This window comes from Halonotius sp. F2-221B (assembly GCF_046719765.1).
Lineage (GTDB): Archaea > Halobacteriota > Halobacteria > Halobacteriales > Haloferacaceae > Halonotius.
The window spans coordinates 105,184-129,589 of the sequence record NZ_JABEBY010000004.1; the positions used below are offsets into that span (position 1 = coordinate 105,184).

General features: G+C 64.7%; 30 protein-coding genes. 20 read left to right on the forward strand and 10 right to left on the reverse strand.

The window, feature by feature from the left end; genetic code table 11:
* Positions 1 to 11: 11 nt before the first annotated feature.
* Entirely contained in the window at positions 12 to 1,259 is a 1,248-nt protein-coding gene (meaB, locus tag HKK80_RS03925) for a methylmalonyl Co-A mutase-associated GTPase MeaB (protein WP_411798315.1), read from the reverse strand.
* Between the two features lie 2 nt (positions 1,260 to 1,261).
* Positions 1,262 to 1,678 carry a cobalamin B12-binding domain-containing protein gene (locus HKK80_RS03930; RefSeq protein ID WP_411798316.1) on the reverse strand — a complete coding sequence of 139 codons (417 nt, stop codon included), beginning with the start codon at positions 1,676 to 1,678 and terminating at the stop codon, positions 1,262 to 1,264.
* A 107-nt stretch (positions 1,679 to 1,785) separates the two neighbouring features.
* Here HKK80_RS03930 and HKK80_RS03935 point away from each other — a divergent pair, with 107 nt between their 5' ends.
* From HKK80_RS03935 to HKK80_RS03950, 4 genes are all read left to right on the forward strand, one after another.
* Positions 1,786 to 2,016, forward strand: a complete 231-nt coding sequence (locus HKK80_RS03935; RefSeq protein WP_411798317.1) for a hypothetical protein — start codon at positions 1,786 to 1,788, stop codon at positions 2,014 to 2,016.
* Positions 2,017 to 2,156: 140 nt separating this feature from the next.
* Positions 2,157 to 2,549 (forward strand): MarR family transcriptional regulator, encoded by a 393-nt coding sequence (locus HKK80_RS03940; RefSeq protein WP_411798318.1) that lies wholly within the window; start codon positions 2,157 to 2,159, stop codon positions 2,547 to 2,549.
* Positions 2,542 to 2,874: a hypothetical protein gene (locus HKK80_RS03945; RefSeq protein WP_411798319.1), complete on the forward strand. Its 333-nt coding sequence runs from the start codon at positions 2,542 to 2,544 to the stop codon at positions 2,872 to 2,874. Before HKK80_RS03940 ends, HKK80_RS03945 begins: the two co-directional genes overlap by 8 nt.
* A gap of 68 nt (positions 2,875 to 2,942) precedes the next feature.
* On the forward strand, positions 2,943 to 4,016 hold the full coding sequence (locus HKK80_RS03950) for a glycosyltransferase (protein WP_411798320.1): 1,074 nt from the start codon (positions 2,943 to 2,945) through the stop codon (positions 4,014 to 4,016).
* Between the two features lie 14 nt (positions 4,017 to 4,030).
* Here the strand turns inward: HKK80_RS03950 and HKK80_RS03955 are convergent, their stop codons facing one another.
* Positions 4,031 to 4,669, reverse strand: coding sequence for a halocyanin domain-containing protein (locus tag HKK80_RS03955; protein ID WP_411798321.1), 639 nt, complete (start codon positions 4,667 to 4,669; stop codon positions 4,031 to 4,033).
* A gap of 157 nt (positions 4,670 to 4,826) precedes the next feature.
* Here HKK80_RS03955 and HKK80_RS03960 point away from each other — a divergent pair, with 157 nt between their 5' ends.
* Together HKK80_RS03960 and HKK80_RS03965 are read left to right on the forward strand one after the other, a co-directional pair.
* Entirely contained in the window at positions 4,827 to 5,084 is a 258-nt protein-coding gene (locus tag HKK80_RS03960) for an MTH865 family protein (protein ID WP_142442228.1), read from the forward strand.
* A 41-nt stretch (positions 5,085 to 5,125) separates the two neighbouring features.
* Positions 5,126 to 5,746: a J domain-containing protein gene (locus HKK80_RS03965; protein WP_411798322.1), complete on the forward strand. Its 621-nt coding sequence runs from the start codon at positions 5,126 to 5,128 to the stop codon at positions 5,744 to 5,746.
* A 23-nt stretch (positions 5,747 to 5,769) separates the two neighbouring features.
* Here the strand turns inward: HKK80_RS03965 and HKK80_RS03970 are convergent, their stop codons facing one another.
* On the reverse strand, positions 5,770 to 6,549 hold the full coding sequence (locus HKK80_RS03970) for a MarR family transcriptional regulator (protein ID WP_411798323.1): 780 nt from the start codon (positions 6,547 to 6,549) through the stop codon (positions 5,770 to 5,772).
* 83 nt (positions 6,550 to 6,632) lie between these two features.
* On the opposite strand from HKK80_RS03970, the gene HKK80_RS03975 reads away from it, so the two are divergent.
* Positions 6,633 to 7,346 (forward strand): metallophosphoesterase, encoded by a 714-nt coding sequence (locus HKK80_RS03975; RefSeq protein WP_411798324.1) that lies wholly within the window; start codon positions 6,633 to 6,635, stop codon positions 7,344 to 7,346.
* A gap of 276 nt (positions 7,347 to 7,622) precedes the next feature.
* A complete protein-coding gene (locus HKK80_RS03980) occupies positions 7,623 to 10,373 on the forward strand; it encodes a hypothetical protein (RefSeq protein ID WP_411798325.1) in 2,751 nt (916 codons plus the stop codon).
* 153 nt (positions 10,374 to 10,526) lie between these two features.
* Here the strand turns inward: HKK80_RS03980 and HKK80_RS03985 are convergent, their stop codons facing one another.
* Complete coding sequence (locus HKK80_RS03985) at positions 10,527 to 11,798, reverse strand: NAD(P)/FAD-dependent oxidoreductase (RefSeq protein ID WP_411798326.1); 1,272 nt, start codon at positions 11,796 to 11,798, stop codon at positions 10,527 to 10,529.
* A gap of 57 nt (positions 11,799 to 11,855) precedes the next feature.
* Complete coding sequence (locus HKK80_RS03990) at positions 11,856 to 12,848, reverse strand: alpha/beta hydrolase (RefSeq protein ID WP_411798327.1); 993 nt, start codon at positions 12,846 to 12,848, stop codon at positions 11,856 to 11,858.
* A 145-nt stretch (positions 12,849 to 12,993) separates the two neighbouring features.
* Here HKK80_RS03990 and HKK80_RS03995 point away from each other — a divergent pair, with 145 nt between their 5' ends.
* Both HKK80_RS03995 and HKK80_RS04000 read left to right on the forward strand, forming a co-directional pair.
* Entirely contained in the window at positions 12,994 to 14,220 is a 1,227-nt protein-coding gene (locus HKK80_RS03995; RefSeq protein ID WP_411798328.1) for a threonine synthase, read from the forward strand.
* Positions 14,221 to 14,312: 92 nt separating this feature from the next.
* The gene (locus HKK80_RS04000; RefSeq protein WP_411798329.1) at positions 14,313 to 14,987 is read left to right on the forward strand and encodes a metal-dependent transcriptional regulator; all 675 of its coding nucleotides are present in this window, start codon (positions 14,313 to 14,315) and stop codon (positions 14,985 to 14,987) included.
* Positions 14,988 to 15,049: 62 nt separating this feature from the next.
* On the opposite strand, the gene HKK80_RS04005 is transcribed toward HKK80_RS04000, so the two are convergent.
* From HKK80_RS04005 to HKK80_RS04015, 3 genes are all read right to left on the reverse strand, one after another.
* The gene (locus HKK80_RS04005) at positions 15,050 to 15,808 is read right to left on the reverse strand and encodes a DUF2064 domain-containing protein (RefSeq protein WP_411798330.1); all 759 of its coding nucleotides are present in this window, start codon (positions 15,806 to 15,808) and stop codon (positions 15,050 to 15,052) included.
* Positions 15,809 to 15,884: 76 nt separating this feature from the next.
* The gene (locus tag HKK80_RS04010) at positions 15,885 to 16,520 is read right to left on the reverse strand and encodes a uracil-DNA glycosylase (RefSeq protein ID WP_411798331.1); all 636 of its coding nucleotides are present in this window, start codon (positions 16,518 to 16,520) and stop codon (positions 15,885 to 15,887) included.
* Positions 16,521 to 16,598: 78 nt separating this feature from the next.
* Complete coding sequence (locus HKK80_RS04015) at positions 16,599 to 17,708, reverse strand: lysostaphin resistance A-like protein (protein ID WP_411798332.1); 1,110 nt, start codon at positions 17,706 to 17,708, stop codon at positions 16,599 to 16,601.
* Positions 17,709 to 17,724: 16 nt separating this feature from the next.
* On the opposite strand from HKK80_RS04015, the gene HKK80_RS04020 reads away from it, so the two are divergent.
* The 3 genes from HKK80_RS04020 (at position 17,725) to HKK80_RS04030 (ending at position 19,531) form a co-directional block, all read left to right on the forward strand.
* A complete protein-coding gene (locus HKK80_RS04020) occupies positions 17,725 to 18,009 on the forward strand; it encodes a DUF5779 family protein (RefSeq protein WP_411798333.1) in 285 nt (94 codons plus the stop codon).
* Positions 18,010 to 18,391: 382 nt separating this feature from the next.
* Positions 18,392 to 19,099: a hypothetical protein gene (locus HKK80_RS04025; protein WP_411798334.1), complete on the forward strand. Its 708-nt coding sequence runs from the start codon at positions 18,392 to 18,394 to the stop codon at positions 19,097 to 19,099.
* A gap of 6 nt (positions 19,100 to 19,105) precedes the next feature.
* Entirely contained in the window at positions 19,106 to 19,531 is a 426-nt protein-coding gene (locus HKK80_RS04030; RefSeq protein ID WP_411798335.1) for a hypothetical protein, read from the forward strand.
* Between the two features lie 26 nt (positions 19,532 to 19,557).
* Here HKK80_RS04030 and HKK80_RS04035 read toward each other — a convergent pair whose 3' ends face one another.
* Complete coding sequence (locus HKK80_RS04035; RefSeq protein ID WP_411798336.1) at positions 19,558 to 19,767, reverse strand: ribbon-helix-helix domain-containing protein; 210 nt, start codon at positions 19,765 to 19,767, stop codon at positions 19,558 to 19,560.
* A gap of 122 nt (positions 19,768 to 19,889) precedes the next feature.
* Between HKK80_RS04035 and HKK80_RS04040 the strand changes: the two genes are divergently transcribed.
* The 7 genes from HKK80_RS04040 (at position 19,890) to HKK80_RS04070 (ending at position 24,392) form a co-directional block, all read left to right on the forward strand.
* A complete protein-coding gene (locus HKK80_RS04040; RefSeq protein WP_411798337.1) occupies positions 19,890 to 20,135 on the forward strand; it encodes a DUF5816 domain-containing protein in 246 nt (81 codons plus the stop codon).
* Between the two features lie 83 nt (positions 20,136 to 20,218).
* Entirely contained in the window at positions 20,219 to 20,566 is a 348-nt protein-coding gene (locus HKK80_RS04045; protein ID WP_411798338.1) for a hypothetical protein, read from the forward strand.
* Between the two features lie 78 nt (positions 20,567 to 20,644).
* The gene (locus tag HKK80_RS04050; RefSeq protein WP_411798339.1) at positions 20,645 to 21,064 is read left to right on the forward strand and encodes a universal stress protein; all 420 of its coding nucleotides are present in this window, start codon (positions 20,645 to 20,647) and stop codon (positions 21,062 to 21,064) included.
* Between the two features lie 107 nt (positions 21,065 to 21,171).
* Positions 21,172 to 21,918 (forward strand): lycopene cyclase domain-containing protein, encoded by a 747-nt coding sequence (locus HKK80_RS04055; protein ID WP_411798340.1) that lies wholly within the window; start codon positions 21,172 to 21,174, stop codon positions 21,916 to 21,918.
* A 78-nt stretch (positions 21,919 to 21,996) separates the two neighbouring features.
* The gene (locus HKK80_RS04060) at positions 21,997 to 22,308 is read left to right on the forward strand and encodes a 30S ribosomal protein S24e (RefSeq protein ID WP_411798341.1); all 312 of its coding nucleotides are present in this window, start codon (positions 21,997 to 21,999) and stop codon (positions 22,306 to 22,308) included.
* Positions 22,309 to 22,314: 6 nt separating this feature from the next.
* Positions 22,315 to 24,021 carry a bifunctional N(6)-L-threonylcarbamoyladenine synthase/serine/threonine protein kinase gene (locus tag HKK80_RS04065; RefSeq protein WP_411798342.1) on the forward strand — a complete coding sequence of 569 codons (1,707 nt, stop codon included), beginning with the start codon at positions 22,315 to 22,317 and terminating at the stop codon, positions 24,019 to 24,021.
* 77 nt (positions 24,022 to 24,098) lie between these two features.
* Entirely contained in the window at positions 24,099 to 24,392 is a 294-nt protein-coding gene (locus HKK80_RS04070) for a DUF5808 domain-containing protein (protein WP_411798343.1), read from the forward strand.
* The last annotated feature ends 14 nt before the right edge of the window (positions 24,393 to 24,406 follow it).

The following is a 24,406-nucleotide window of genomic DNA, read 5'->3' on the forward strand; positions in this document are numbered from 1 at the left end:
CGGGTGGGCTCTCAGCGCAGCTCGTCTGTGTCGTCGACAGCCGACCGCTCGCCGTCTTCTGTGGTGTCGCCGTCGACAGTCGGCGGTGAGACGGCCGCATCGATCGGCCCAACAAGCCGGTCGACGACCGTGTATGGATCAGCGTCGCGCTCGGCGACGGCCGCGGCGATCGCATCCAGCCCGCCGTGGGCCCCCAGAAGTCGGTCGCTGATCGCGCCGAGATCGCTGCGGAGGAGCCGCTGGATCGTTGCCGCCGCCCGCCGACGCCGACGGCCGGTGGCTCCCCCTGCGTTATCGAGGTGGGCTGTATGGTCGGCGACAGCGTCGGCGAGGGCATCGATCCCCTCGCCGCTGGTGGCGATCGTTTCGATCACCGGCGGCGTCCACGTGGCCGTCTCACCCTCCCCGCCGTCGTCGGCCTGGGTATCGGTATTGTCAGCCTCGGCAGCGTCGCGCTCACCGCTCTCGTCGCCACCAACACCGACATCCGCGCTGTGGTGGCCGGCGACGCCGCCTGTCGGTTTCGCGCCGTGTACCATCGCCTCCAGATCGGCGACCGTCTGGGCGGCCTCGTCCATGTCGGCCTTGTTGACGACGAAGAGATCGCCGATCTCGAGGATGCCGGCTTTCAGCAGTTGGATATCGTCGCCCGATCCCGGCTGGACGACGACCGCGACGGTGTCGGCGGTTTCGACGATATCAACCTCGTTTTGGCCCGCGCCGACGGTTTCGATGATGATCCGATCCATCCCGAAGGCCTCGTAGGCGGTGACGGCGTCGGTCGTCGCCATCGACAGCCCGCCGAGTCGGCCACGCGCGCTCATCGATCGGACGAAAACGCCCTCGTCGCCGGCGGTTGAGCCCATCCGGATGCGGTCACCTAATACCGAGCCGCCGGTGTACGGCGAGGCGGGATCGACCGCCAACACGCCGACGGTCTCGCCGCGCTCCCGATAGTAGTCGGTGAGCTTGTCGACCAGCGTGGATTTGCCCGCCCCGGGGCTGCCCGTGATCCCAACCACCGGCGTGGGGTCGGCGTGGCGGTGAAGCGCGGCCAACAGGTCGCGGGCTCCCTCTCCCCGATCTTCGATCGTCGTGAGCACGCGTGCAAGGGCGCGCTGATCGCCAGCGAGGAGGTCGTCCAACAGGGCTGTGTTGGTCTCGGAGAGCGGCTCGCGTGGGTCGTCCGGGAGCTCTGCCAGCAGCTCCTCGGCGAGGGCGGCTGTGGGATCGTCGCGGTTGTCGCTGTCCTCGCCCATTGTCACTCCGCTCCGGCGTTGTTGCGGACGAACGCGACGGTCTCTTCCATCGGTGTGCCGGGGCCGAAGATCTCGGCGACACCGAGCTCTTTGAGCTCCGTTTTGTCCTCCTCGGGGATGATGCCGCCGACGAGGATCAGCGTGTCCTCCAGCGCGCCATAGGAGTCCAGCCCGTCGATCACCTTCGGCACCAGCGTGTTGTGGGCCCCCGAGAGGATCGAGATGCCGAGGACGTCCACATCCTCCTGGACGGCCGCTTGGACGATCTCGTCGGGCGCGCGGTGGAGCCCGGAGTACACCACCTCGAAGCCCGCATCCCGGAACGCCCGGGCGATGACCTGCGCGCCGCGGTCGTGGCCGTCGAGGCCGACCTTGGCGATCAGACACCGGATCGCCCGCTGTGTCGAGTCCGCGCTCATAGCCGCCGATTGGGACGAGAGCGGTTTGATTCTACCGGCCATGCGGGTGTGAGACACGGCCGCAGGTGTCGAGTGCGGCTTATGACGCTCCAGCCCCAAGATAAGGTATGACCACGAACGCAGAAGATCGACTCCTCGGCCTCGCTGTTGCAGCCCTCCTCACCGCGATCGGCGGTGAGTTGGCTGGCATCGCCGCACTCGTCACCCTCGGCGTGACGACGTTTGCGCTTGCCCTGGCTGCGTTGTTAGTTGTGATGCCCCTCTCGCTGCTCGTTGGCCTCAGCCGAAGCTCGGGGCCGGATATGCACCCGGTAGGGACGACTGACCGGCCGCACTAAGCGACGATCGTCGGCCCAGTGCACCGTTTTCTCGGAATGTGATGCCTTCGATAGCAGCCGGTACCCGTCGTTCTCACCGGGCAGCTAACCGCCAGTCAGTCGGGAAAATAGCTATTACAATCAATTACAAACACTATCATATGCCGATCGATTTCCGATCGTACGATCCCGACGACAAACACACCCTCCAACTCACTGAAGGTTCAAACGCCTACACGATTCTCACCTTCCTCGCTGCCCACCCCGAACAGGGATTCACACCGAAGGAGCTCAGCGAGACAACCGAGATCCCGCGTGGGAGCGTTGGAACGACGCTCAGCCGACTCCATGACCGTGGGCTCGTTCGTCACAAAGAACCATACTGGGCCGTCGGTGACGACGACCGTCTCGCCAGCTACGGGGCGGCGCGCCACGGCCTCCTCGCTGCCGACGATCGGTTTGGTGACGACGACTTCGGCGACTGGCAGGCAACCGCTGTCGACCCTCGAACGATCGACAGCGAGGATGAAACAGGGGCGGCTGATGATGGCTGACGAACCGGCCTTCGAGCGTGGCCATGTGATCTGGCACGATGGGCTGTTCAAAACAACAGCCAGACCGTGGTTTATTCTCAGTGACGACGCCCATCCGTTCCACGGTGAGGAGTACCTCGTGGCCGGTGTGACGACAACACAACGTCCGAACGCGATCGAACTGTCCGAGACTGGCTGGGTAGTCGGCGGCCTTCCGGAGCCGAGTTACGTGTCACCGTGGTTCGTCACCACACTGAAACACGCCGATATCGACCAGGGGATCGGGATGGTCACCGATGAGATGTCTGCGACCGTTTGCGAGACGGTTCAGACCTACCTGTCCTGACAAGCAACACACTTGAGACGCGGCGCGTTTCGCGTGGGTTTTTAATCACCGGGTGGCACCCATGTGGTATGCGTGTCGCGTTCGTCTCGATGCACACCCACCACACCCGCGACACCCCGGCGATCCGGCGGCGAACCCGGCTGATCCGCCTGCTCAACCAGACGGAACACGAGGTCGTGGTGCTCTGTAGCCGCTGGTGGGACGGCGACCACCCAACTTTCGAACACGAGGGGATCACCTACCGCGCCGTCGACGGCGAGTGCTCCCCAAACCATTTTATCGCCAAACTCCCCCTCGCGTTGCGGCGGGCCGACCCGGATGTCGTCCATATCCCGAACAGGCCGGCTCGACACGCCCGCGCAGCCAAGCCGGTCTGTCGGCTGCTCCGGGTTCCGCTGGTCGTCGACTGGTGGGCTGTCGGCGACGACGACGCTGCGGGCGACTGCCGAAGCGTCGCCAGCAACGCCGATCGGATCGTCGCCCCCTCCCAAACCGTTGAGACGGTCGTTCGGGAGCACGGTGCCTCGGAGGCGGCGATCAGTGTTATCCCCGAGGGGCTTGATTTCTCGCTGATCGAATCCGCACCGGTCAACACGGAGTTCGATCTCGTCTACAGCCGCCACCTCGACGAGCATGCCAACGTTGAGACGTTTCTGCTTGCGTTGGCCGAGCTCCGCGATCGGGAGTGGTCGGCGGCGATCATCGGCAACGGAGCCGCGGCGGCGGACATCGAGCGGACGGCCCGCGATCTCCGCATCCGCGATCGGATCTCGTTTCTCGGCGAGCTGGATGACGAACAGCGGGTCGCGGTGCTGAAGGGGGCCCACGTCTTTGCCCAGACAGCCGAGCAGGAGCCGTTTGCGACGGATCTGCTGTGGGGATTGGCCTGCGGCTGTGTCGGCATCGCGGAGTACCAGACCGATTCGGCGGCCCACGAGCTGGTCGAACAGAAATCACGGCTTCCCGATACTCGGGGTGAACTCGTCTCAACTCCCCAGGAGTTCGCCGACGAGATCGTCGCCGCCGGCTCGCTTGAACACCGAACGATCGATCCGGCGTACGAACGCTACGACGACACCAAAATCATCGACCGGTATCTCACCTGTTACCGACAGGCGATCGACAACTACGGGCTATTCTGATTCGACCGTTCTGCTCAGGCAGCGTCCTCGTAGTCGCCGCCGTATTTGAGGAAGAAGAAGGCAAAGGATAGCGTCGAGACCATGGCGACAAACGTTGCCAGCCCGAGTGTCTTGGCTGAATCGGGGATCTGTGGCGCGCCGCCGGCACCGCCGCCACCGCCGCCGGTTTCGACAGTTTCGACATCGTCACCGACAGCAACCGCCCCAAGCATCCCGAGCGATTCGTGGGGGGTGCAGTGGTAGTTCGTGATCCCGGCGTGATCTTCGGTGAATGTAAACTCAAAGGTAAAACCGGCTTCGCTCACGGTTTCGCTGCCAAACTCGGCTGGCCCCTCACCGCTTTCGACGTTGTGGCCGCCGCCTTCGCCGGTCCACTCCCAGATGACGGTTGTGCCGGGATCGATCCAGATGCCAGCCGGGCTAAAGGCGAGATTCCCGCCGTTGCCGCTGGCACCGACCTCAACGGTGACCTCGCTTTCGCCGCGAAGATCCTCGGTGCCGCCGTCGACGCCCTGGAGGTGACTCCCGAAATCGGCCATCTCCGACTGCCCAGCCGCGGTACCTGCCGTTGCGGTTGCAGCCCCCGCCGCGGCGACGCCGCCGGCCGCCGTCCGGAGCAGCCCCCGTCGTGAGACCGCGTCGTTATCGCTCATAGCTCCGCGTTCGTGATCGGCCGTAGTGAATATGTTGGTTCGCGCCCGGGCGATACCCTTCTCGGCAGCGGGACTGTCGTCCGTTCGGAGACCCTTCCGACAGCGGATCGTCGGCCGTTCCGGAACCCTTTTACTGCCGATGCCGACACATTCGCCCATGTCATCCGTTGAATCCGAACTCCGCGAGCAGTTCACCGAGGCCTTCGCCGGGGCCGATTATCCGATCACCGGGCAGATGGATCTGGTGCCCGCGCTCCCGAACGGGCCGGGAACAACGTTTACCGCGGGCGATCGCACCCTCACCGCGATGGAACTTGCTTCGGAGCTCAGCGGCCATCAGGAGTTCCCCTATGAGGACGTTGAATCGCTTGTTGATGACGCGATCGCCGGGCTCAAACAGGAAGGCGTGATCTGAGCGACGGCGGCCGAGACGTTCTTTGGTATCGAGCGCAAACGATGGCTGTGCTCTCCGTGCTGCAGGCCACGCTGCCGGCGTGGGTCGTCTTTGGGCTGCTCCTCGGGCTGGCCGCCTCACTGCTGGTGGCCACCATCTTCTATCTCGGCGATCGACTGGTTCCCGCAACGGATCACGGCCACCGCGAGCGGGGACGCCGCACCACCGGGATGGGCCGACGGCGTGCGGAGTATCGGGAGTATCTGACGGCGATCGATGAACCCTTCGTTGAATCACACGAGCGCGCCGGTCACAGGCTTGATTTTTATCTCCCGGAGCGGGATGTCGGGCTCACCTTCGAGCCACGCGTCTTCTTTGGGCTCGAAGCGGCTGCAACACAGGTGATCCTCTGTGAGGCCGAGATGCCCGCGGCCAACCTCGGCCGGCGACTCCCCTTTGAGATCCCGGATGACGTATACACCCCACCGACCAGCAGCGACCCGGTGCAGCGCGCCTACGAGCAGCTGGGGATCTCCCCCGATGCCACCGCGACCGAGGTGCGGGATGCCTACCGCTCGCGGGCCAAGGAGACACACCCCGACCGCGGCGGCAGCAGCGAGGAGTTCAAACAGCTTCAGGAGGCCTACGCGACCGCGAAAGATCACGCCGAAGGCACGGCGTAACGACCGCGGGTTGGTGGTCGCGCTTACAGCGTTGTCACGTCGTAGTCGGTGTCGCCATCGCGGAGCGCGTCGGTCACCCGACCAACCGTGTCGGTCGAGGCGACGACGACAACGGCCATCCCGACGGCGGCCGCGGCGGCAGCCACCTCGCCGGCGGCGACGGTTACCGCCGGCTCATAGCCCGCCTCCCGGAGAGAGACAACGCCCTCAACATCCGCCGCCAGACACTGATCGGCGGCCTCGCAGTGATCGGCCAAGCCGTCGATATCGGCCGCGCGGCTGCCACCGTCGCGGGCGGGTGGCACCTGTGCGACGGTGACCGTTCCGGTCGTCATCTCGATGATCCCCTCGAAGGAGGTGATACTCACGTCGGTGCCGGCGTCGGCATCGGTCGTCGCCACGCCGGTCGCCGGCCCCTCGTCGCCGGGGGTCGCATGCAGCAGTCCATCCTCCAGTGAAAGGGTGACCTGCTGGCCAGCCTCGATCGCGTCGGTGGCGATCGCGGTATCCTCCTGGACGCTCCCCAACACATCGTTGGTGACGTGGTCGGCAAACCGCTGGAGCCCTCTGGCCTCCTGAAACAGCCAGTCGACGCCCTCCTTGGTGACCGCATACCGGGAGCGGCCCTCCTTGCGGACAAGCCCATCGTCGACAAGTTCGCGGATATACTCGGAGACGGCCTGGCTGGTGACGCCGACGGCGTCGGCGATCTCGCCTTGGCTCACCGCCGGCTGGCGTTCGGCGATCTCCACCAACACCCGCAGCCGGGTGGCCGTTCGCTTATCGGCGAGGGCATCGCTCATACCGTGTGGTTTTGGCGGCACGGTAAAAAGCCCGCCGGGATCGCCGACCGGAGGGTTTTGTCGGTCGCTGCCGACGTATCGGTATGGCCGTCCGTCCGCCGAGTGCCGCCACGCTGACGTTCGCCGACCGGGCGGTGTATCTCGCCGACGCCGATGCGGTGGTGGTGGCCGACCTCCATTTCGGTCGTGCCGATGCCTCCCGTGTCGCGGCCCCGATCGATGCCAGCGAGTCGATCCGCCACCGCGTTCGTGCGCTGCTGGATCGCTTCGCCCCGACAACGGTCGTTTTCGCGGGCGATCTGCTCCACAGCTTTGATCGGCTGCCGGCGGTCGCCACCGACGCGATCGAGGGGGTGTGGGACGACTGTGTCGACGCCGACACCGAGGCTCTCGCTGTCGCCGGCAACCACGACAGCCGGCTGGCCGACTGCTGGCCGGGATCGGTTGCCGATGCGGTCACCCTCGCCGACGGCACGGTCGTCTGCCACGGTCACACGCCACCCGAGCAACGTGGCCATCGCTACGTTGTTGGCCACGCCCATCCGGCGATCACGATCGAGGGGGTGAAACGCCCCTGTTATCTGTTTGGCGACGACGCCTATCGCGGCGGTGAGCTGCTGGTGCTGCCGGCGTTTACCACCCTGGCCGGCGGTGTCGATATCACCGATCGGCGGGCCGACGATCTATCCTCGCCGCTGGTGTCGACGCTGGCGCCGTTGCAGCCGGTGGTCTGGGACGACGACGGCGACAACGCACTGTGGTTTCCGCCGCTCCAGCGGCTGCGGTCGCTGCTGTGAGTTGGTCGCTCTCGTTTCGGCAACCACCCGTCACAACGGGTTCATGCGCGCTGCCGGCACAACACACCTCCGGTCGGCGTTGGTGGTCTACAACCTCCTCCGCGAAATCGAAGGATTCAAACATACATATTAACGAAAGAACATAACCAGGCAAAGATATGTCTGTGGCAAACCCCAAATGCGGGGTCTCTGACCACGGATGAATTTGATTTCAGACAGTTAGTTGATCAACCAATGAAAATGTGTGGGAGCGTATCCGAGACGGGGTCGATGCGTATGACGCGACAATCATTCATCGTCGCCGTTCTCGTGGCGGTGTTTCTCATCGGTGGTGCAGGTGTGGGTGGAGCCAGCGGGGTGAGTGAGACACAGCCGACAGCACAGCTCGACCATTCAAGCGGCGATGTGTTACCCACCACCGAGGAGACAGCACATTCCGACGATCGGACGATAGCAAGCGTGGACGCCCCGACAGAACCCGCAGCGGATCCTTCACAGAAGCGGCCGGATCAGCCGGCTTTCACAGAGCGGGCTGGCGTGATGGCGCGCTCACCACAGACCGGGAGCCCACGGGTTTCCCGATCACTGACGGCCGGGCGTCCGCTGACCAGGGGGATTACCCAGTCTCAGATCCTCCAGTTTTGGCGGGAGCCGGCAGCCTTTACGACCGAGATCAATGCGAGTTCGGTCAGCGCGGGGAACGATCTCACGGCTAACGTGACGATCACCAACACCGGTGATCAGGCGGGTGACACAACGATACAGGTCAGCGATGAAACAGCCATCCTCAATACGACGACGCTCTCGCTCAGCGGGCAGACGAGTACGACCATTACCGTCACCCGCGAGACCACCGTCGATGATATCGGGACGGTCACGCTCACCGCAAACAGTTCGGATACGACCACAACCACGACCGTAAACGTCACCGATCCTGAACCGCCGACGGTTAGTGCTGTCCAGCGAACCCCGGCGAGAACGAACGATACCGTTCAGATCGCCGCCACCTTTGAGAATGGGAGTGTGCCGATCGAGAGCGCACGGGTGGCTCTTGCAGCCGATTTCACGGCGTTTACCCACTCACTGCCGGTCGAAACCCCAACCGGTGACAGTGCGGCGACGACCGTGACGTTCAACGTTACTGAACTGCCCGCTGATGGGAACTACACGCCACAAGCGGTGGCGACAGGGCCAACCGGGCAAACCGACAGCACCACCACCGATCCGGTGACGGTCGATACAACGCCGCCGGAACTTCAGCTTACCACCGCAAATCTCACCACCAATGGCACTCTGCGGATCGTGCCACGCGAACCGGTTACACTCACCGATAGCGGGATCACGATCACAACCGACACGCGCGCTGATCGATCCCCTCGTCCCACCGATATTCCGGACGGCACGATCACAGCCCCCGTCACAATCCCGTTTAATAGCACGGTCGTCGGCAACACCGAGACGTTCACCATCGAGGTGACCGCAACCGACCGCGTTGGCAATCGGGACACACACACCCTTACCGCAACAGTAACAAACCATACGCTCTCAGCGGATGGAACCGCTCGGATCGACCCAACGGATGACACCACGATCAGCGTTCCCGCAGATGACTCGCTTGACCGCCGTGATCTGACCACCGTGGTACAACGCAGCGACACAGCACCGCCGGGCACAAACCTCACCCCCGCACAGGTGGGCGGTGGCTTCCGCACCATCACGACGAGTGGGCTCACAGCGTCGACACCCAGGAACGTGACCGTCCAGTTTGCGGTAGCTGAGATACACCAGGACACGGTTGACACCTTCGAAAACAGCAGTCTGCGCGTTCTCACATCGGCTGCCGACGAGCGTGCGTACCAGCCAGTTGAAACAACGTACAACCCTGCCAATCACACCGTCACAGCGACGGTAAACGACGTGGGTCAGTTCGCTGTTGCCGGTATCGATACAACGGAACCGTCGGTGACGCGCACAGCCGTCGCTCCATCTTGGACCGTCGCGCCGACAGCGGACGCTGTCAACGTCTCCTATGAGTACACAGACGCCGAAACAGGGATAGACCTGACACAGACAACACTGACCGCGGCTGTTGCCTCGGAGCGAAACCAGACCACCATCGGCCGGAATGCCGCATGGATTGCGATCGATCAGCTACGCGGTGGTGAGACGATCCCTGTGGTGTTGACGGTCACCGACAACGCTGGCAATAGCCACACACAGACTGACGTCATCAGTGTCGCTCCCGATGGCGGTGACCCCCCATCGGTTGATCAGCTTCGCAGCAGCCTCCGGTTGGTCACGCCGGAACACCGCACTGGGCTCCCGCTTTCGGCTGCCGAACCCCAGCAGGACGGGCTTGTTCTTGCGACCGACAACGCCGAGACGGTTGATCGGCTCAGGTTTAGCCAGGAATCACTCAGCGGACGTGTTGTGGTGACAGAGTACGGTGCTCCGCCACAGAGCATCGCCGATGCTCTCACCGAGTCCGCCGCACAGGATATCGACAGCATCGAGACCGGACGCGCGTACGGTGAACAGGGTGCCAATATCGAGCTGATTTCGGTGGCGAATATCACGCCGACGACCGAGGGGACAGACGACGCCGCAGCGACAGTCGCGTTCACTGTCGACAACAGCAGCGTCACACACCCTGAACGGCTCGGTGTGCTCACAGCGACCAATCCGGCCCAAACACAGCAACCGGAATGGCGGCTGCAAAAGCCAACGATCCACGCGAACGGCACCGATGAGATTCGGCTACAGGTGGCCGTCGATTCGTTCTCGCTGTTTGCGATCGTTGACACAGCGTTTGAGATACAACCCGAAGCGACAGGCGATGCGGACACGACGGCTGCTGCGGCCGATCGCACCGATATCCAGCAGCCACTACTCGTCCTCGTCTCGGCTGTACTCATCGTTGGACTCCTGATATCTGCTCCGTTTGCCCGACGGCTGCGGCGCGCTACCGAGGAGGACATCGATCCTGAGGAAACAGAGTTTGAATGGGATCCACTGGAGGACTCATAACCGCTTTCGAGTGATACTCACGCGTGCGTTACACCCCCACCTCTCACCGCTAAACCGACCCCCGCTTGTTTGCGTTGTCTGATCGATCACACCAGCCGATTTGCGACCTCTGCATCGATCACAGCAGTCCGTCCCGAAGCCACCTTCGCCGACTCAGTAGTCTTCGAGCACCGCCTGCGCCGCCGCCCGCCCGCTTGCCATCGCGCCCTGAATCGACGACCACTCGGTGTACTCCCCGGCCAGATAGGTGCGTCGCCCGCCATCCCGCACGTCCGGCAGCGACTCGTGGACACCGGGCGGCTGGGCGAACTGTGCAAACGGAATCCGATCGGTTCGCAGGGGTTCGAGCCCCGCGAAACGCCGCTCGGGATACCACGCCGACAGTGTCTCGCGGGTCTGGGCGGCTAACTGCTGGCTGTCGGTTTCGAGGGCGTCGTCGCCGAGAAACGTCGCGTTCAGCAGCAACGCGTCGTCGGGGGCGTACTCGGGGGCCACCGTCGACATCGGGACGACGGTGTTCGGCGCACTGTCGCCGGCGTTCAACAGCAGTCGCCTGCCGGTGTCGAGATCGTCGGCGTCGGGCAGCCGATAATGTTGGGTGACACAGCCGACCCCCTCGGTCGGGATCGAGTCACAGCCGGTGAGTCTGGCGGCCGGCCGCGCCCCGGTGGCAACGACGACGGCGTCGACCGCGCGGCGATCGCTGTCGGTGACGACGACCGCGTGGCGGCGCTTTTGTTTGAGCTCGGTGACCGCCTCACCGGTGGTGATCGTCGCCCCGGCGTCGGCCGCGGCAGCGGCGAGTTGCTGGGCGATTGCGCCCATCCCCTCGGCCGGCACCGCGCTGTCGCCGTCGCTGAGGGCCTTGAACGTGTACTCGAAGACGCGCTTCGAGGTCGACAGCGACCGATCCAGCGTGATCCCGCCGTAAAACGGCGCGATGAAGTTGTTGCTGTACTGCTCGGAAAACCCCCACTCACGAAGCCACTCGCGGATCGACGTGTCGGGTCGCCGGAGAAGCTCGTCGTAGGATCGCGTCCCGAGATCCTGTCGGAGTGCGAGCGTCCGCAGCTTGTCGGTTGTGGTGACCTCGTCGGTGCGGAGGCTGGCGAGGGCGGCACCCGGATCGCCCAGCGGATCGGCCAACACCGATCGTTTGCCGGGGCGAGCGATCGTTGCCCCGGGCGAAAACCGCCGAAGGTCGAGGGCCGCGAGATCAAGCTCTCGTTGGACGGCCGGGTAGGCGGTGAACAGCACCTGAAAGCCCCGATCCAGCGTATAGCCGTCGTCGGTGTTGGTCGTGACCCGGCCGCCAACCGTCTCGTTGGCCTCATACAGCGTGACAGCCGCGCCGCCGTCCGCCAGATGCCGGGCGGCGACCAACCCGGCGAGCCCACCGCCGATAACGACAACAGAACGGCTCATACCATCCCTTGTAGCGGGGGGTACAAAGAAGCATCCTCCCCCCTGAGAGGAAGGGTTCTACCCCCCAAGGGCGTCGATCCACGCGACCGTCTGCTCAAGGGTTTGGGTGTTGGCCATTAGTTCGAGATGGGAGACACCATCGAGCAGCGACAGCTCGTGGCCCTCGGTGTCGGCAAGCAACGACTCGTAGGCCGCCGGTGCTACCGCCTCGTCGTCGTTGCCGACAAGCGTCAGTGTCGGCTGGCCGATCTCGGTGATCGCGGTATGCTCGTCGGGCACCAACTCGACCGCAAGCCGGAACGTGTACGACAGCGTTTCCGCGCCGTAGCGCGCGGACTCGGGCATCTCATACCGGAGCACCTCGGTGTCGTTGTACACCCCGATCCCAAGCCCGTTGAGCGTGCCGGCCAACAGCATCGATTGGGCGTTGAACTCCTGCCAGCCGCCGAAGGCCCGTTGGGTCGTCGGGGTGAGCAGCCGCCCGAGATGCGGGGCCAACAGCAGATACGCGTCGGCGAGGCTGTCACCCAGCGGATCAGCCCCGATCCGGGTCGCAAACCCCCCGCCGGCTCCGTGACCGCCGATGATGACCGTCCCGAACTCATCGAGTGGCTCGGGTCGCTGCAGGCCGTTTGCAGTGTTGACGACCGCTTCAAGGTCATCGGTGAGCTGGCCGACGTAGTCGGTATCACCCCGCCGGATCGGCTCGGGGCCGTGGCCGCGGATGTCGGGCGTAATGACGTGGGCGACCCCAGTGTCAGCGATCGCCGATGCCAGCGGCCGGAGCATCCGGCTGTCGAGGGTGGCGTTATGGAACAGGATCAGCACCGTATCCGGATCGCCCTCGGCGAGATACTCCCGAAACACCGGTTTTTGCGTGCCCGCTGTGGTCTCTTTCAGTGGCGGCGCGGTCTCCCACTCGATCTGATCGAGCACCGAATAGTCAACCGTCCCCTCCGGTGGCTCGCCGCGAAGACAGCCGGCTGTCCCGCCAAGGAGGGCGGTTGTCCCACCGGCAAGCGCGTGTCGTCGGGTGAGGCGGGGAGCCATCGGGCTGTGATAGGTCACCGGCCACATAATAGCTTGCTATCAGGTGCCACACAGCGACCTGTGCTCCCGGTCGGTGACGAATCCCAGATCACGGCTCCGCGATGGCGACGGGAAGGGCTTAGGGCGTCGGTCACCAACGCCGGGTATGGAATCAACAGGGGCTGTCCGGGGGCTCCGGTGTCCGGTGTGTGAGACAACCCACCCGCTTGCTGCCGATCAGGGCTGTCCGGACTGTGGTGCCGCCTGTACTGTCGACTACGACTACAGCGCGATCGATGCCGCCGGGGTCGGTGGCGGATCCACCTCCGGCGAGAGCGATGCGGCAGCCGAGGCGAAACACCCGCCAGGCCAGTGGCGGTACGACGCGCTGTTGCCCTTTGACGCTGCCGACGCTGTCACCGCCGGCGAGGGCGACACGCCGCTTGTCGCCGCCGATCGGCTGGCCGACGAACTCGGCGTCGAGGGCGTCTACATCAAAGACGAAAGCAGAAATCCAACGGGGACGGTCTACGACCGCGGGATGAGCGTGGCCGCGACCGCGATCGCGGCGCGGGACGATCCCGAGGCTGTCGAACCGGTCGCGCTGGCGACGACCGGCAACAGCGGGCAGTCGGCGGCGGCGTATCTCGGCCGGCTCGGCCTCCGATCGTACGCCTTCGTCCCCTCGCGGTCGGCGTTTTCCAACAAGGCGATGATCAACGTCCACGGCGGGGAGATGCAGGTCGTCGGCGGGCGGTATTCGGATGCCGCCGACGCTGTCGACGAGCAGTTGGCCGGCGACTACTACTCGCTGCAGGAGTTTACGACGCCGTACCGACAGGAGGGCGCAAAGACGCTGGCCTTCGAGCTGTATGCCGATCTCGGCGAGGTTCCGGATGTCGTCTTCGTCCCGACAAGCACCGGCGAGCTGGTCGTCGGTGTTGCCGCCGGCTTCGAGGAACTGGTTACTGTCGGCGTTGCCGACGAGACGCCGACGCTGGTCACCGTCCAGCCAACGGGCTGTGCGCCGATCGCCACCGCCATCGAGAGCGGCGCGAGCGACCCCGAGCCGTGGGCGGTGCCGGATACGATCGTCGGCGAGTTGGAGGTGCCCGACCCCGCCGGCGGCCCGCAGGCCGTCGCCGCCGTCGAGCGACTCGATGGGGCGGCTGTCACCGTCGACGACGACGAGATCCTCGAATCGGCGGTTGCCGTCGCCAGCAACGAGGTCATCGAGATGGGTGCGGCCGGCGGCGCGGCCCCCGCGGGTGCGTGGCGGTACGCCGACGAAGATGGCTTCGACGGCGACGAGACGGTGGTGTTGCTCAACACCGAATCCGGCACCAAGACGCCGGACATCCTTCGCAGTCATCTGATGGGCCCCGGTGGATAGTCGCCGGAACGCGCCACACCCTGGTAGCTATTTGCTGCCGGAGCGACAGCACGCCCCGGTAGCTATTTGCCGCCGACACCGCTAGTCCCTGTATGTTCAGCGACACCATGGAGGATTACCTGAAGGCGATCTACGTCCTTCAGACCGAGCGTGGCCCGCCGGTGTCGACCTCGGCGATCGCGGAGTATCTTGAGAAGACGCCGCCGACGGTCACCAGCATGGTGAGTTCGCTGGCCGACCACGGCCTCATCGACCACGAGAAGTACAAGGGCGTCGAGCTAACCGAGGAAGGTGAGACGGTTGCCCTCGAAGTTATCCGCCACCACCGCCTACTTGAGACCTATCTCACCGAACATCTCGACTACGACTGGCACGAGGTTCACGAGGAGGCCGACGCCTTAGAACACCACATCTCCGAGGAGTTTGAACGCCGCGTCGCCGAAGCGCTCGATAATCCCACTGTTGACCCCCACGGCGACCCGATCCCGGGCGTCGATCTCGACCCGATCGAGGGCGACGACGCCGACCGCCTCACCGAGTTCGAGGCCGGCGACCACGTCGTCGTCAGCCGCGTCAGCGACCGCGATGAGGACGAACTCACGTATCTCGAAAACGCCGGCATCACCCCCGGAACCGAGCTCGAACTCACCGATATCGCACCGTTTGGGATGGTGACTGTCGTCACCTCCGACGGCGACGAACAGAGCCTGCCTGAATCCGTTGCGCGCTCGATCCGTGTTGAACCAGTCGACGAGGCTGTGGCGTAGCTCCGTCTTCTGTTCTGTCTCTTCATTCGTGTCGAACCCCGAGTGGCTACGTCGACCCGCGATCAGTGATCGGCGACAAGTTCGAGGCCGTCATCGGTGTCGACGACAGCGAGCCCGTGGTCGTGGACGAACGTCGCGGTTCGCTCGGGGACGATCCGTTCGGCGGACACCCGGGCCCGGAGCTCCGGAAGCAGCGTGCGGAGATCCGCGCCGGTTTCGATGACCGGCGAGGAACGGAGAAACGCGATCGATAGATCGGCGTCGGCCGCTCGGTCGGCAAGGCGTTGGAGTTCGATACCCTCGAAGCTCTCGGCGAAATCGATCGGCTCGGTGAAGCCGGCGTAGTAAACCCGCCCCTCGGTCGTCGGGCCGAGAACTACGTCGTTGGTGCGGAGCTTCATCGCCGCCTCGTCGATCATCGTCCGCGACAACAGCGGGGCCGTCCCACGGATAACAGCCACCGATGCTGCGTCCTCCTCACGAAGGAGATGCGTGACGGTGTTGCCTGCCCGCGCCGAAAACGTCGAGCCAACCTGCGGTTCAAACCGCACGTCCCCGGAGTCCTCAAGCGCGTCGGCAACGACGGCGCGAAGCTCGGCAACCGGCTCGGTGTCGGTTTGGTGGGCGTCCGGCAGCTGGTCGGATTCCGGATAGTTGATCAGTAGTTCCGCGCCCGAACGGTCGATGGCGCGGATCGTATCAACAAGGCTTGCCTCGTAGAGCTCGGCGGCCGCCGCACTCGACAGCGGGCTCGTCTCCGAAAGCGCGGGCAACACCAGCCCCTCACGTGGCGGCAACGCCATCACGGCGATCACGGTCATGTCTTCCGCTCAGGGCGGCGGCGTCTTGAACACGGTGATCCCGGCCGGGCGCGGTGACCCCTCTCGGTGAGCGTTGTCACCGACTCTGCCGGCCCTTTGTCTGGCGATAATCCCGCGAAAATACGTTCTCGGTCATATGCTCGATGAAAGCCTCGCTGTCGGCGTCGGTCTGCTCGTCGAGTTCGAGCATCGGCACCAGTTCGAACCCGCGGCCGCGAACCGTCGTCGCGTGTATCTCCTCGATATCGAAGCTCTCCGGCGACTTTGTCGTGTACTCCATCGCCAGCGATTCGATTACCCGCTGGCCGATCGGGACGATGATCTGGGGGTTCATCATCCGGATCTCGGCGTTGAGATACGGCTCGCAGGTGTCGATCTCGCTTTTGCTTGGCTCACGATCCGGGTGTCGACAGCGCGTCAGATAGGTGCAAAAGGCGTTCTGCATGTCCGGCTTGGCGGCGTCTGGCTCCGAGCGGACGAAGCCGAGTTCGCCGAGAATCCACTGGAGGCGGCGGCCGGCGTCGTCGCCGGTGAAGGGGATTCCCGTCGTGTCGGCCCCCTCGCTTGGGCGTTCGGCGATGAAGATGAACTCGCCGCCGACATCGCCGTAGCCGTGGACAACGTTGGTGCGTTCATCGCAGAGCCCCGGACAGTTGGTGCACTGCTCGTCCATGCCGAAGGGGTTCTCTAATTGGGGCTGGTGGGCGTCCACACCGGATCGTGGGGATCTGTAGATAAAATACCCCGGATGGTTGGCCCGCCGAGCCGAGACAACGAGCGTCGACCGCGATCAGAAACCGATGAGCACCGTCGCCTGGTTTGCTAGCTCTTGGAGTTCCTCGCTGGTCGAGATGAGATAGATGAACCCGAGTTGGATCGAGTTCGTGAGCCCATGAGCCAGCGCGACGACCGTCAGATTCTCCGTCCACTCGTAGAGAGCCCCGTAGATGACCGAGCCCGCGAACAACGCCGCGAAGGCCGCCAGTACCTGCACCGGACTCGCCCCAGCCGAACTGTATGCCGTCAGGTGGATCGGGACGAAAATGAAGCTTGCCAGCACGATCGCCGCCGGGCGGCTAAAGGAGTTCGTCAGCCGCGTTTGGATCACTCCCCGGTAGAGCAGCTCCTCGAAGGGGCCGACAACAAGGATCATAAACGGGATCAACAGCAGATAGAAGGTTGGGTCGATCCCCTCGAAGTTGAGCAGGCTGTGTGAGGCCGCTTGAACGCCGAGGGAAAACGAGATGAGATTGATGGTGCCGATCGCAAACAGGACGGCAAACGGCGCGACAGCGATCACCAGCAGGTGAAACAGTGTCGGCTTGCGAATCCGCACAAAGGAGCGATCCTTCCCGGTTGCCCACAGATAGGCGGCGGCGATCCCGCCCATCGCCAGGATCTGTCCGAACACGAAGTTGATCACCAACTCCGCCAGCGGCGACAGCGGTTGCTCGATCGGGAACACCAACGCCGCCGCAAGCAGCGGGAGCACCAACACGGCCGGCAGCAGGATCGCCCCGAACCCAAGCCCCGCGGCGAGAACGATCGCCCACAGCTTTCCCAGCAGCCGCCACCCGATATCCCCGGACCGATCGCCGGGCCCGCTGGTCACGATCCGGCCGTCGTCGGTCACCGATCCGACCGGCTGTCGACCCGCCGGCCCGTCGCTCGGCGGGGCCATCACCGCCACCCACACCGACCGGTGGTCGGCAGACGCGCTGTCGACTCCGGCGGGTGACGCTTGGCTGGCGGTACACGGCGGTGGCGACGGGTGGAGGCTTCCATTAGCTGTCTGTCGGTGCTGGATGGCGAAAAACGCTGTCGTTCCGGCGATCGTCTGGTGGGTGACGCCGCCGGAGCGGCCGCGTCGCCAACCTCCCCCGAACGCTTTTACTGCCACCGGCTAACGGAGGGGTATGGCGGATTTCGATCTCGACCTCCGTGAGGCGGAGGCACAACTCGATGAGATGCCGAGCGATGAGGTGGTGTTGGGCGTGCTCAACGGCGAGACCGATGACGCCGAATGGGTACAGTCGATCACCCAGGGGAATGTGCTCGTGCTCTCGGTGGAGGGCGACCTCAACGAGTTGGCCGCCGGCTTCGCCCGCGAGATCAAGGATATGGGCGGCGAACTCATGCATTTCCGGGAGTTTCTGATCATCACGCCGCCGGAAACCGCGATCAACACCGATCGACTCTGAGACCGACGACCTGTTAGTTATCTGTACAAGTATCGATCATACGTGACCGCTGTTGTTGGCGTGAGTTTGGGCCGCTATCCGTCGCTGGCCGTGTTCAAATAAGCCGTGGAAACTGGAACCATCTCGAAAGCCTCGACGCGCCGAAGTCGGGGGGCTCGCTGCACGCTTCGGGCCTGCGGCCCTGCAGTGCTTGCGTCCCCTGCCTTCCGCCAGCGCGTCGCCCTTTTCAGCCCCGCCCGACCGCAGCTGCCTGACCCGTCGACGCGGGTGGGATTGAAAGGGGCCGGCGTCTTTCGAGGTGTTCGCAATCCAGTCGCACTACTCTGAACAGTACTGTCGCTGACGTGCTTGTGTTTATGTCGCCACACATCCAACAGCTGGTATGCCGATGAAAGGAGCCGGCTCGGCCGACCTGCAGGTGATCGATCGCTTCGATGGCGGCGTCGGCTGGCTGGCCTACCCCGACGAGACGATGCAACGGGCGAGTCACGCCCTCGCAACACCCGAGGGCGTCTGGGTCATCGATCCCGTTGACGCCGACGGCGTCGACGACCTTATCGCGGAACTCGGTGACGAGCACGACGGCCCGAGCGAGGTCGCCGGCGTCGCCGTCTGTCTGGATCGCCACAAGCGCGATGCGGCGGCGATCGCCACCCGCCACGATGCCGATGTGTCCGTTCCAACCTGGATGTCCGGCGTTACCGATGAGATCGACGCGCCGGTGAGCCGGTTTGCGGGCGAGCTCGGCGACTCCGGCTTCGAGTCGTTCGTGATCCGGGATTCGTCGCTGCCGCCGTGGCAGGAGGTCGGCCTCTTCAACCCTGAGACCGGCACGATGGTCGTCCCCGAATCTGTCGGGACGGCGTCGTACTTTCTTGCCGGCGAGGAGCGGCTCGGTGTCCACCCGATGTTCCGACTGACTCCGCCTGACGAACTCCGATCACAGGGCCGACCCGAGCGGATTCTCGTCGGCCATGGGGCGGGGATTCACGAGGACGCCGCGGCCGCACTGGAGCGCGCGCTCACCTCCTCGCGGTCGAACACCCCCTCGTTGTACGCGAAGACGCTGAAAGGGTTTCTTACCGGGTAATCTGTGGTGCTCTATGCGACCGCCGGGCTGCTCGATGTGCTCATCGAGTTTGCCACCGACCGCGAGCCCCAACAGGCCAACGTCCCGCTGGCGGCGACGCCCGCGGGTGAGTTAACCGGCAGCGACGACCGCCTCGCCGACATCGACCCGGCGACATCGGTGCTCACACACTTCTATCTCCCCGACGCCGGCGGCGCGGTGAGTTCGGTCTTCGGGGTGGATCTCGGGACGCCCTCCGGCGGCGCGCAGGCCAGATTTGTCTCCCACCCGACCGGCCCACTGGCGGTCACAAAGGAGGACGATCTGGCCGGCGCGGTGCTCGTGGCGGTGCCGCCGTGGACGGCCGCTGAGATCCGCGCCTTCGATCGCCGCGGGCAAGCGGTTGAGCTGGTCGGTCTCGATGCCGAGCCGCCGGTCGAAACGATCGAGTAGCCACCACGAGGTGACCGGTCGCGTCGCTACTCCAGGTAGCCGAGATCCCGAAGCTGGTCGGTGACCTCGGCGAAATCCGCTTCTGTCAGCGTGCCGTCGGGCTCCTGTTGGATGACGATGCTGCGGAGCAAAAACCGGACGAGGTCGCTCGTGGAGGTGAAGCTGGTTCCTTCGATCGTCTCCTCGACGCGATCACCGAGCTCCTTCGGGATCGACACTGTCGTGTAGTCGGCCATACCCGTCGTTCGGCCAGCAAGCCGAATAAGTCCTCCTGTCGGCACAGCGGCAATGTGCCACCGAGTTATACACCGATCACCGGAGCCACACGCCTAAACCGTCGGCGTGCCGTAGGACAGGTATGCGCCGAGAGCAAGCAACGACAGCCGACGGTGACACCGTCTACATCGACCGGAAGGCGGCGGAGCGTGGGTCGGTCGATCTCTTTCATCCGGTGTACTGCGACGCCGACGGCGAGAAGCGGTGGGGGTACTACTGTAACGCCTGCGGCGGCTTTGACAACGCGATGGATACGATGGGGCGGTTGGTCTGCAACAGCTGTTCGAACATCCGCAAACCAGACGAATGGGACGCAGCCCACGAGTGAGGTCGCCAAGCGGATACGTCTCTGTGCCGCCAGCATAGAATCGTGGGAAGCTTTATCATGGGCTACGTACAATCTGAACGTGGATGGCCACTGTTACCATACCACCGGCTGAAGAGGCCCGAGACGTGTTCAAACGGCTCGGCTACGCGATCGAGGAGCGTGGCAGCGAGTTCGTCGCCGAGCGGAAGTGGCGGCGCGTCCAGGTGACACCGTTGTGTGCCGACGACGCCAAAGCCCCCGACGAGATCGTTGCGTACGGCGATGGCGGCGGCCCGCGACTCCGGTGTTTCGTCACCTGGATGGACGCTACCGAGGAGCTACAGTCGTATCTTCAGTCGGCAAAGCCCCCCTACGATTGGGCGATCATCGGGATCGAAAGCGACGGCGAGTTTCAGGTCGTCCATCCCGAGCCGGGCTCCGCCCCGATCTGACGCCGTGGCCGAAACTGTCGGCGGCACTCGACACACAGGAGCGATATGTTCTTTTCCGCTCGGCGGTGAGAACACCCAATGACGCTGGTCGTCGTCCCGGTTCGGTATCCGCTCAGCGAACACTCCGCAGCCACGCTCCGGGAGGCGATCACGATCAGCGACGACCGCGACGCCGAGCTATCGATCCTCCACGTTGACCTCTATCAGAACAGCAACAACGTCACCCGAACCGACCTCAAGCGCGCGGTCGAACGGGAGTTCGGGGTGCTCGACAACGCGCGGTATGTCGTCCGCCGCGGCTTTTTGCTCGAAGAGACGATCTTAGAGGAGATCGTCGGCGAGAACGCCGATCTCGTGGTGATCGGATCCCGACAGGCCGGTCGGTGGCAACGCATGCTTCAGAAGCTGCGTGCCGATCCCGACATCGGCGACTTTCTCAAGGGTGAACTCGACTGTACGGTGATCACCGTCACCGCCGACGGCGTGACAAATCAGTAAGACGATCGGATCCAGCGGTTACCCGACTGCGGTGCCAAGCGTGTTGATGCCCCTGGGTGCCGGCAGTATTCGCAATGTTGTTTTATCGGTGGTTCCAAGATAGCGCAGTGCCCACGACATATCTGCAGTTCCATCTCGTCTTGACACTCCCGCTGTTGGCGCTGTTGCTGTACCTGACGCCGACGTACGAACCGGTTCGCCGGCGACGCGGTGCGGCGGGGTTGACGATTCTTGTAGCCATCGCCTTCGCCTACACGACGCCGTGGGGATCGTATATGATCCAGCGTGGGGTCTGGTGGTACGGCGACGGTGTTGTCGCGGGGCGCCTGCTGGCGATCCCGGCCGGCGAATATCTGTTTTTTGCGATCCAAACGCTGATCGTTGGCTCCTATCTCTACTGGCGCGGGTTCGATCCCCGATACGAGCCGGGTGATTGTGCGTGGCTCCCGCGGATCGCTGGCGTCGCTGTCGGCGCGTTGCTGTTCGGCGGTGGGCTCTGGATGGTCTTCCAGCAGCCGTCGTGGCTCTATCTCGGCGGGCTGCTCGCGTGGGTGGGTCCGGTCGTCGCCCTGCAGTGGGCTGTCGGCGGCGGCTATCTCGCCCGCCGGCCGCGGGCGTGGATCGAGGCGGCGGTCGTGCCGACGATCTATCTGTGGGTGATCGATCGGTGGGCGATCGGTCAGGGGCTGTGGGTGCTCTCCGAGCAGTACACCACCGGGATCGCGCCGTTCGGCCTGCCGATCGAGGAGATCCTGTTTTTCCTCTCGGCGGGCGTGATGACCGTCACCGGGCTGGTGTTGTTTGAGTGGGTGTTGGACTGGAACGACCAGCGGTCGACCGCGGCCCAGCAGTAGGTCGGCCGACGGAGCAACCCCCGAGAGCACCCTTCGAAATCCTTTTACAGCTTTCGGGTGGAGTACAGGCAACTAACCATGGACGTTACTATCGTCTCCGAGGAGGACAACCCCATGCTGCACCGCACGGATATCCGATTTGAAACCGTTCACGACGAGGCCACGCCATCGCGGCTCTCGGTTCGTGACAGCCTCGCCGCGAAACTCGACAAGGACGCCGAAGAGGTCGTCGTCCACGAGCTCGATACCACCTTCGGGATGCGGAAAACGGTCGGCTACGCGAAGGTCTACGACAGCCCCGACCACGCCGCCGAGGTCGAACAGGAACACATGCTCGAACGCAACAAGATCGCCGAGGACGCCGACGCCCCCGACGCCGAGGAAGCCTAAGGCGACATGCGCGTGCTCGGCATCGAGGGCACCGCATGGGCCGCCAGCGCGGCCATCTACGACGACACCGACGAGTCGGTTTTCATCGAGTCGGATCCCTACCAACCGGAGAGCGGCGGCATTCATCCGCGTGAGGCCGCCGAGCACATGGGCGAGGCGATCCCGGCGGTTATCGACCGCGCGCTCGCTCACGCTGCCGAGACAGCCGACAGCGACGCTGCTGTCGACACCGACGGTGAAACCGTAAACCGTTACGACATCGACTGCGTTGCGTTCTCCCAGGGCCCCGGCCTCGGCCCGTGTCTCCGGACGGTCGGCACCGCGGCGCGGGCGGCTGCCCAAGCACTTGCGGTGCCGCTGGTCGGTGTCAACCACATGGTTGCCCACCTCGAAATCGGTCGCCACGAGTCGGGCTTCGACTCGCCGGTCTGTCTGAACGCCTCCGGTGCGAACGCTCACCTGCTGGGGTATCACAACGGCCGCTACCGGATCCTGGGTGAGACGATGGACACCGGCGTCGGCAACGCCCTCGATAAGTTCACGCGTCATATCGGCTGGGAGCACCCCGGCGGCCCGAAAGTCGAGGCAGCCGCAAAAGATGGCGAGTTGATCGACCTCCCCTACGTCGTCAAGGGGATGGACTTCTCGTTTTCCGGCATCATGAGTGCGGCGAAAGCCGCCGCCGACGAGGGCCAAGACATCGAAGATATCTGTTTCTCGCTGCAGGAACACATCTTCGCCATGCTGACCGAGGTCGCCGAGCGCGCCCTGTCGCTGACGGGTACCGACGAACTCGTTCTCGGCGGTGGCGTCGGCCAAAACGCCCGTCTGCAGTCGATGTTGGAAACGATGTGTGCGGAACGCGGCGCGGCGTTCCACGTCCCCGAGGCCCGCTTTCTCCGTGACAACGCGGGGATGATCGCCGTGTTGGGTGCCAAACAGTTCGCGGCCGGCCAGACGGTTGGGATCGAGCGTTCGCAGGTCGATCCAAACTTTCGGCCCGACGAGGTCGCGGTTGCCTGGCGGCAGGGCGAGGAATCTGTCGCCCGCGGGCGCGGCGTCGACACGCTGTCGGCGGATGGAACTTCGTCAGCGGACAGGACGCCGTCGAACCGCGGTCGCCAGCGCGGCGCGGAGGCGGTCGTCGACTCGATCGCCCCGGTCGACTGCGAGTACGACCTCCCCGCCCGAAGCGTTCGCAAACACCGGCTTTCAAAGTCGTACCGCCACCCCGATCTCGACGCAACGCTCACCGGGGAGCGCACCACCGCCGAGGCGCGGCTGACCGCCGAGGCCCGTGCCGCCGGCGTTCCGACACCCCTCGTCTGGGATGTCGACCGCGAGCACGCGACGATCCACCTCCAGCATGTTGGCGACGCCGACCTCGCCGAGCGGTTAACGGCCGATGCGGTCGCTACGGTCGGCCGCCATCTCGCGGCGATCCACGACGCGGGGCTCGTCCACGGGGATCCGACAACCCGGAATATCCGCGTCGGCGACCGGGTGTGGTTGATCGATTTCGGGCTGGGGTTCCATACGGGCCATGTTGAGGATTACGCGATGGATCTCCACGTGCTCCGGCAGAGCCTCGCCGCGACCGCCGACGACCCGGGGCCGCTGCTGGAGGCCGTGATCGATAGCTACACCGAGGCTGGCGACCCTGCGGTTGTCGATCGGCTGGAAACGGTTGCGGATCGCGGCCGGTATCAGTAACCCCCACCGCAGCCGGCCCGCAACCTATCAGCGTAGAAAGGCGAATTTTCATTACGGTGAGGCGACTACCCGAGGGCATGGGAACAAAATCCGAGTCCGGAACGCTGTTTGGCATCCCGTATAACTTCGAACGCCCCTCCATCGGCCGGCTGCTGTCGGCCCACTGGAAACCCGGCGAGGGCATGCTCGTCGAGAAGCCGTTCGGCATCGGCTACACGCTCAACCTCGCCAGCTGGCGGTCGTGGGTCGCCCTCGGTGTCGCCGGCGCGCTGCTCTACCAGGAACGCAGCGGGGGTAGCGATGACAGCGAGGCTGTCGATATCGACGACGACGGCGACGACGAGCCGGTCGAAGTCATCGTCGAGGACTGAGCCGCGCCGCCGCA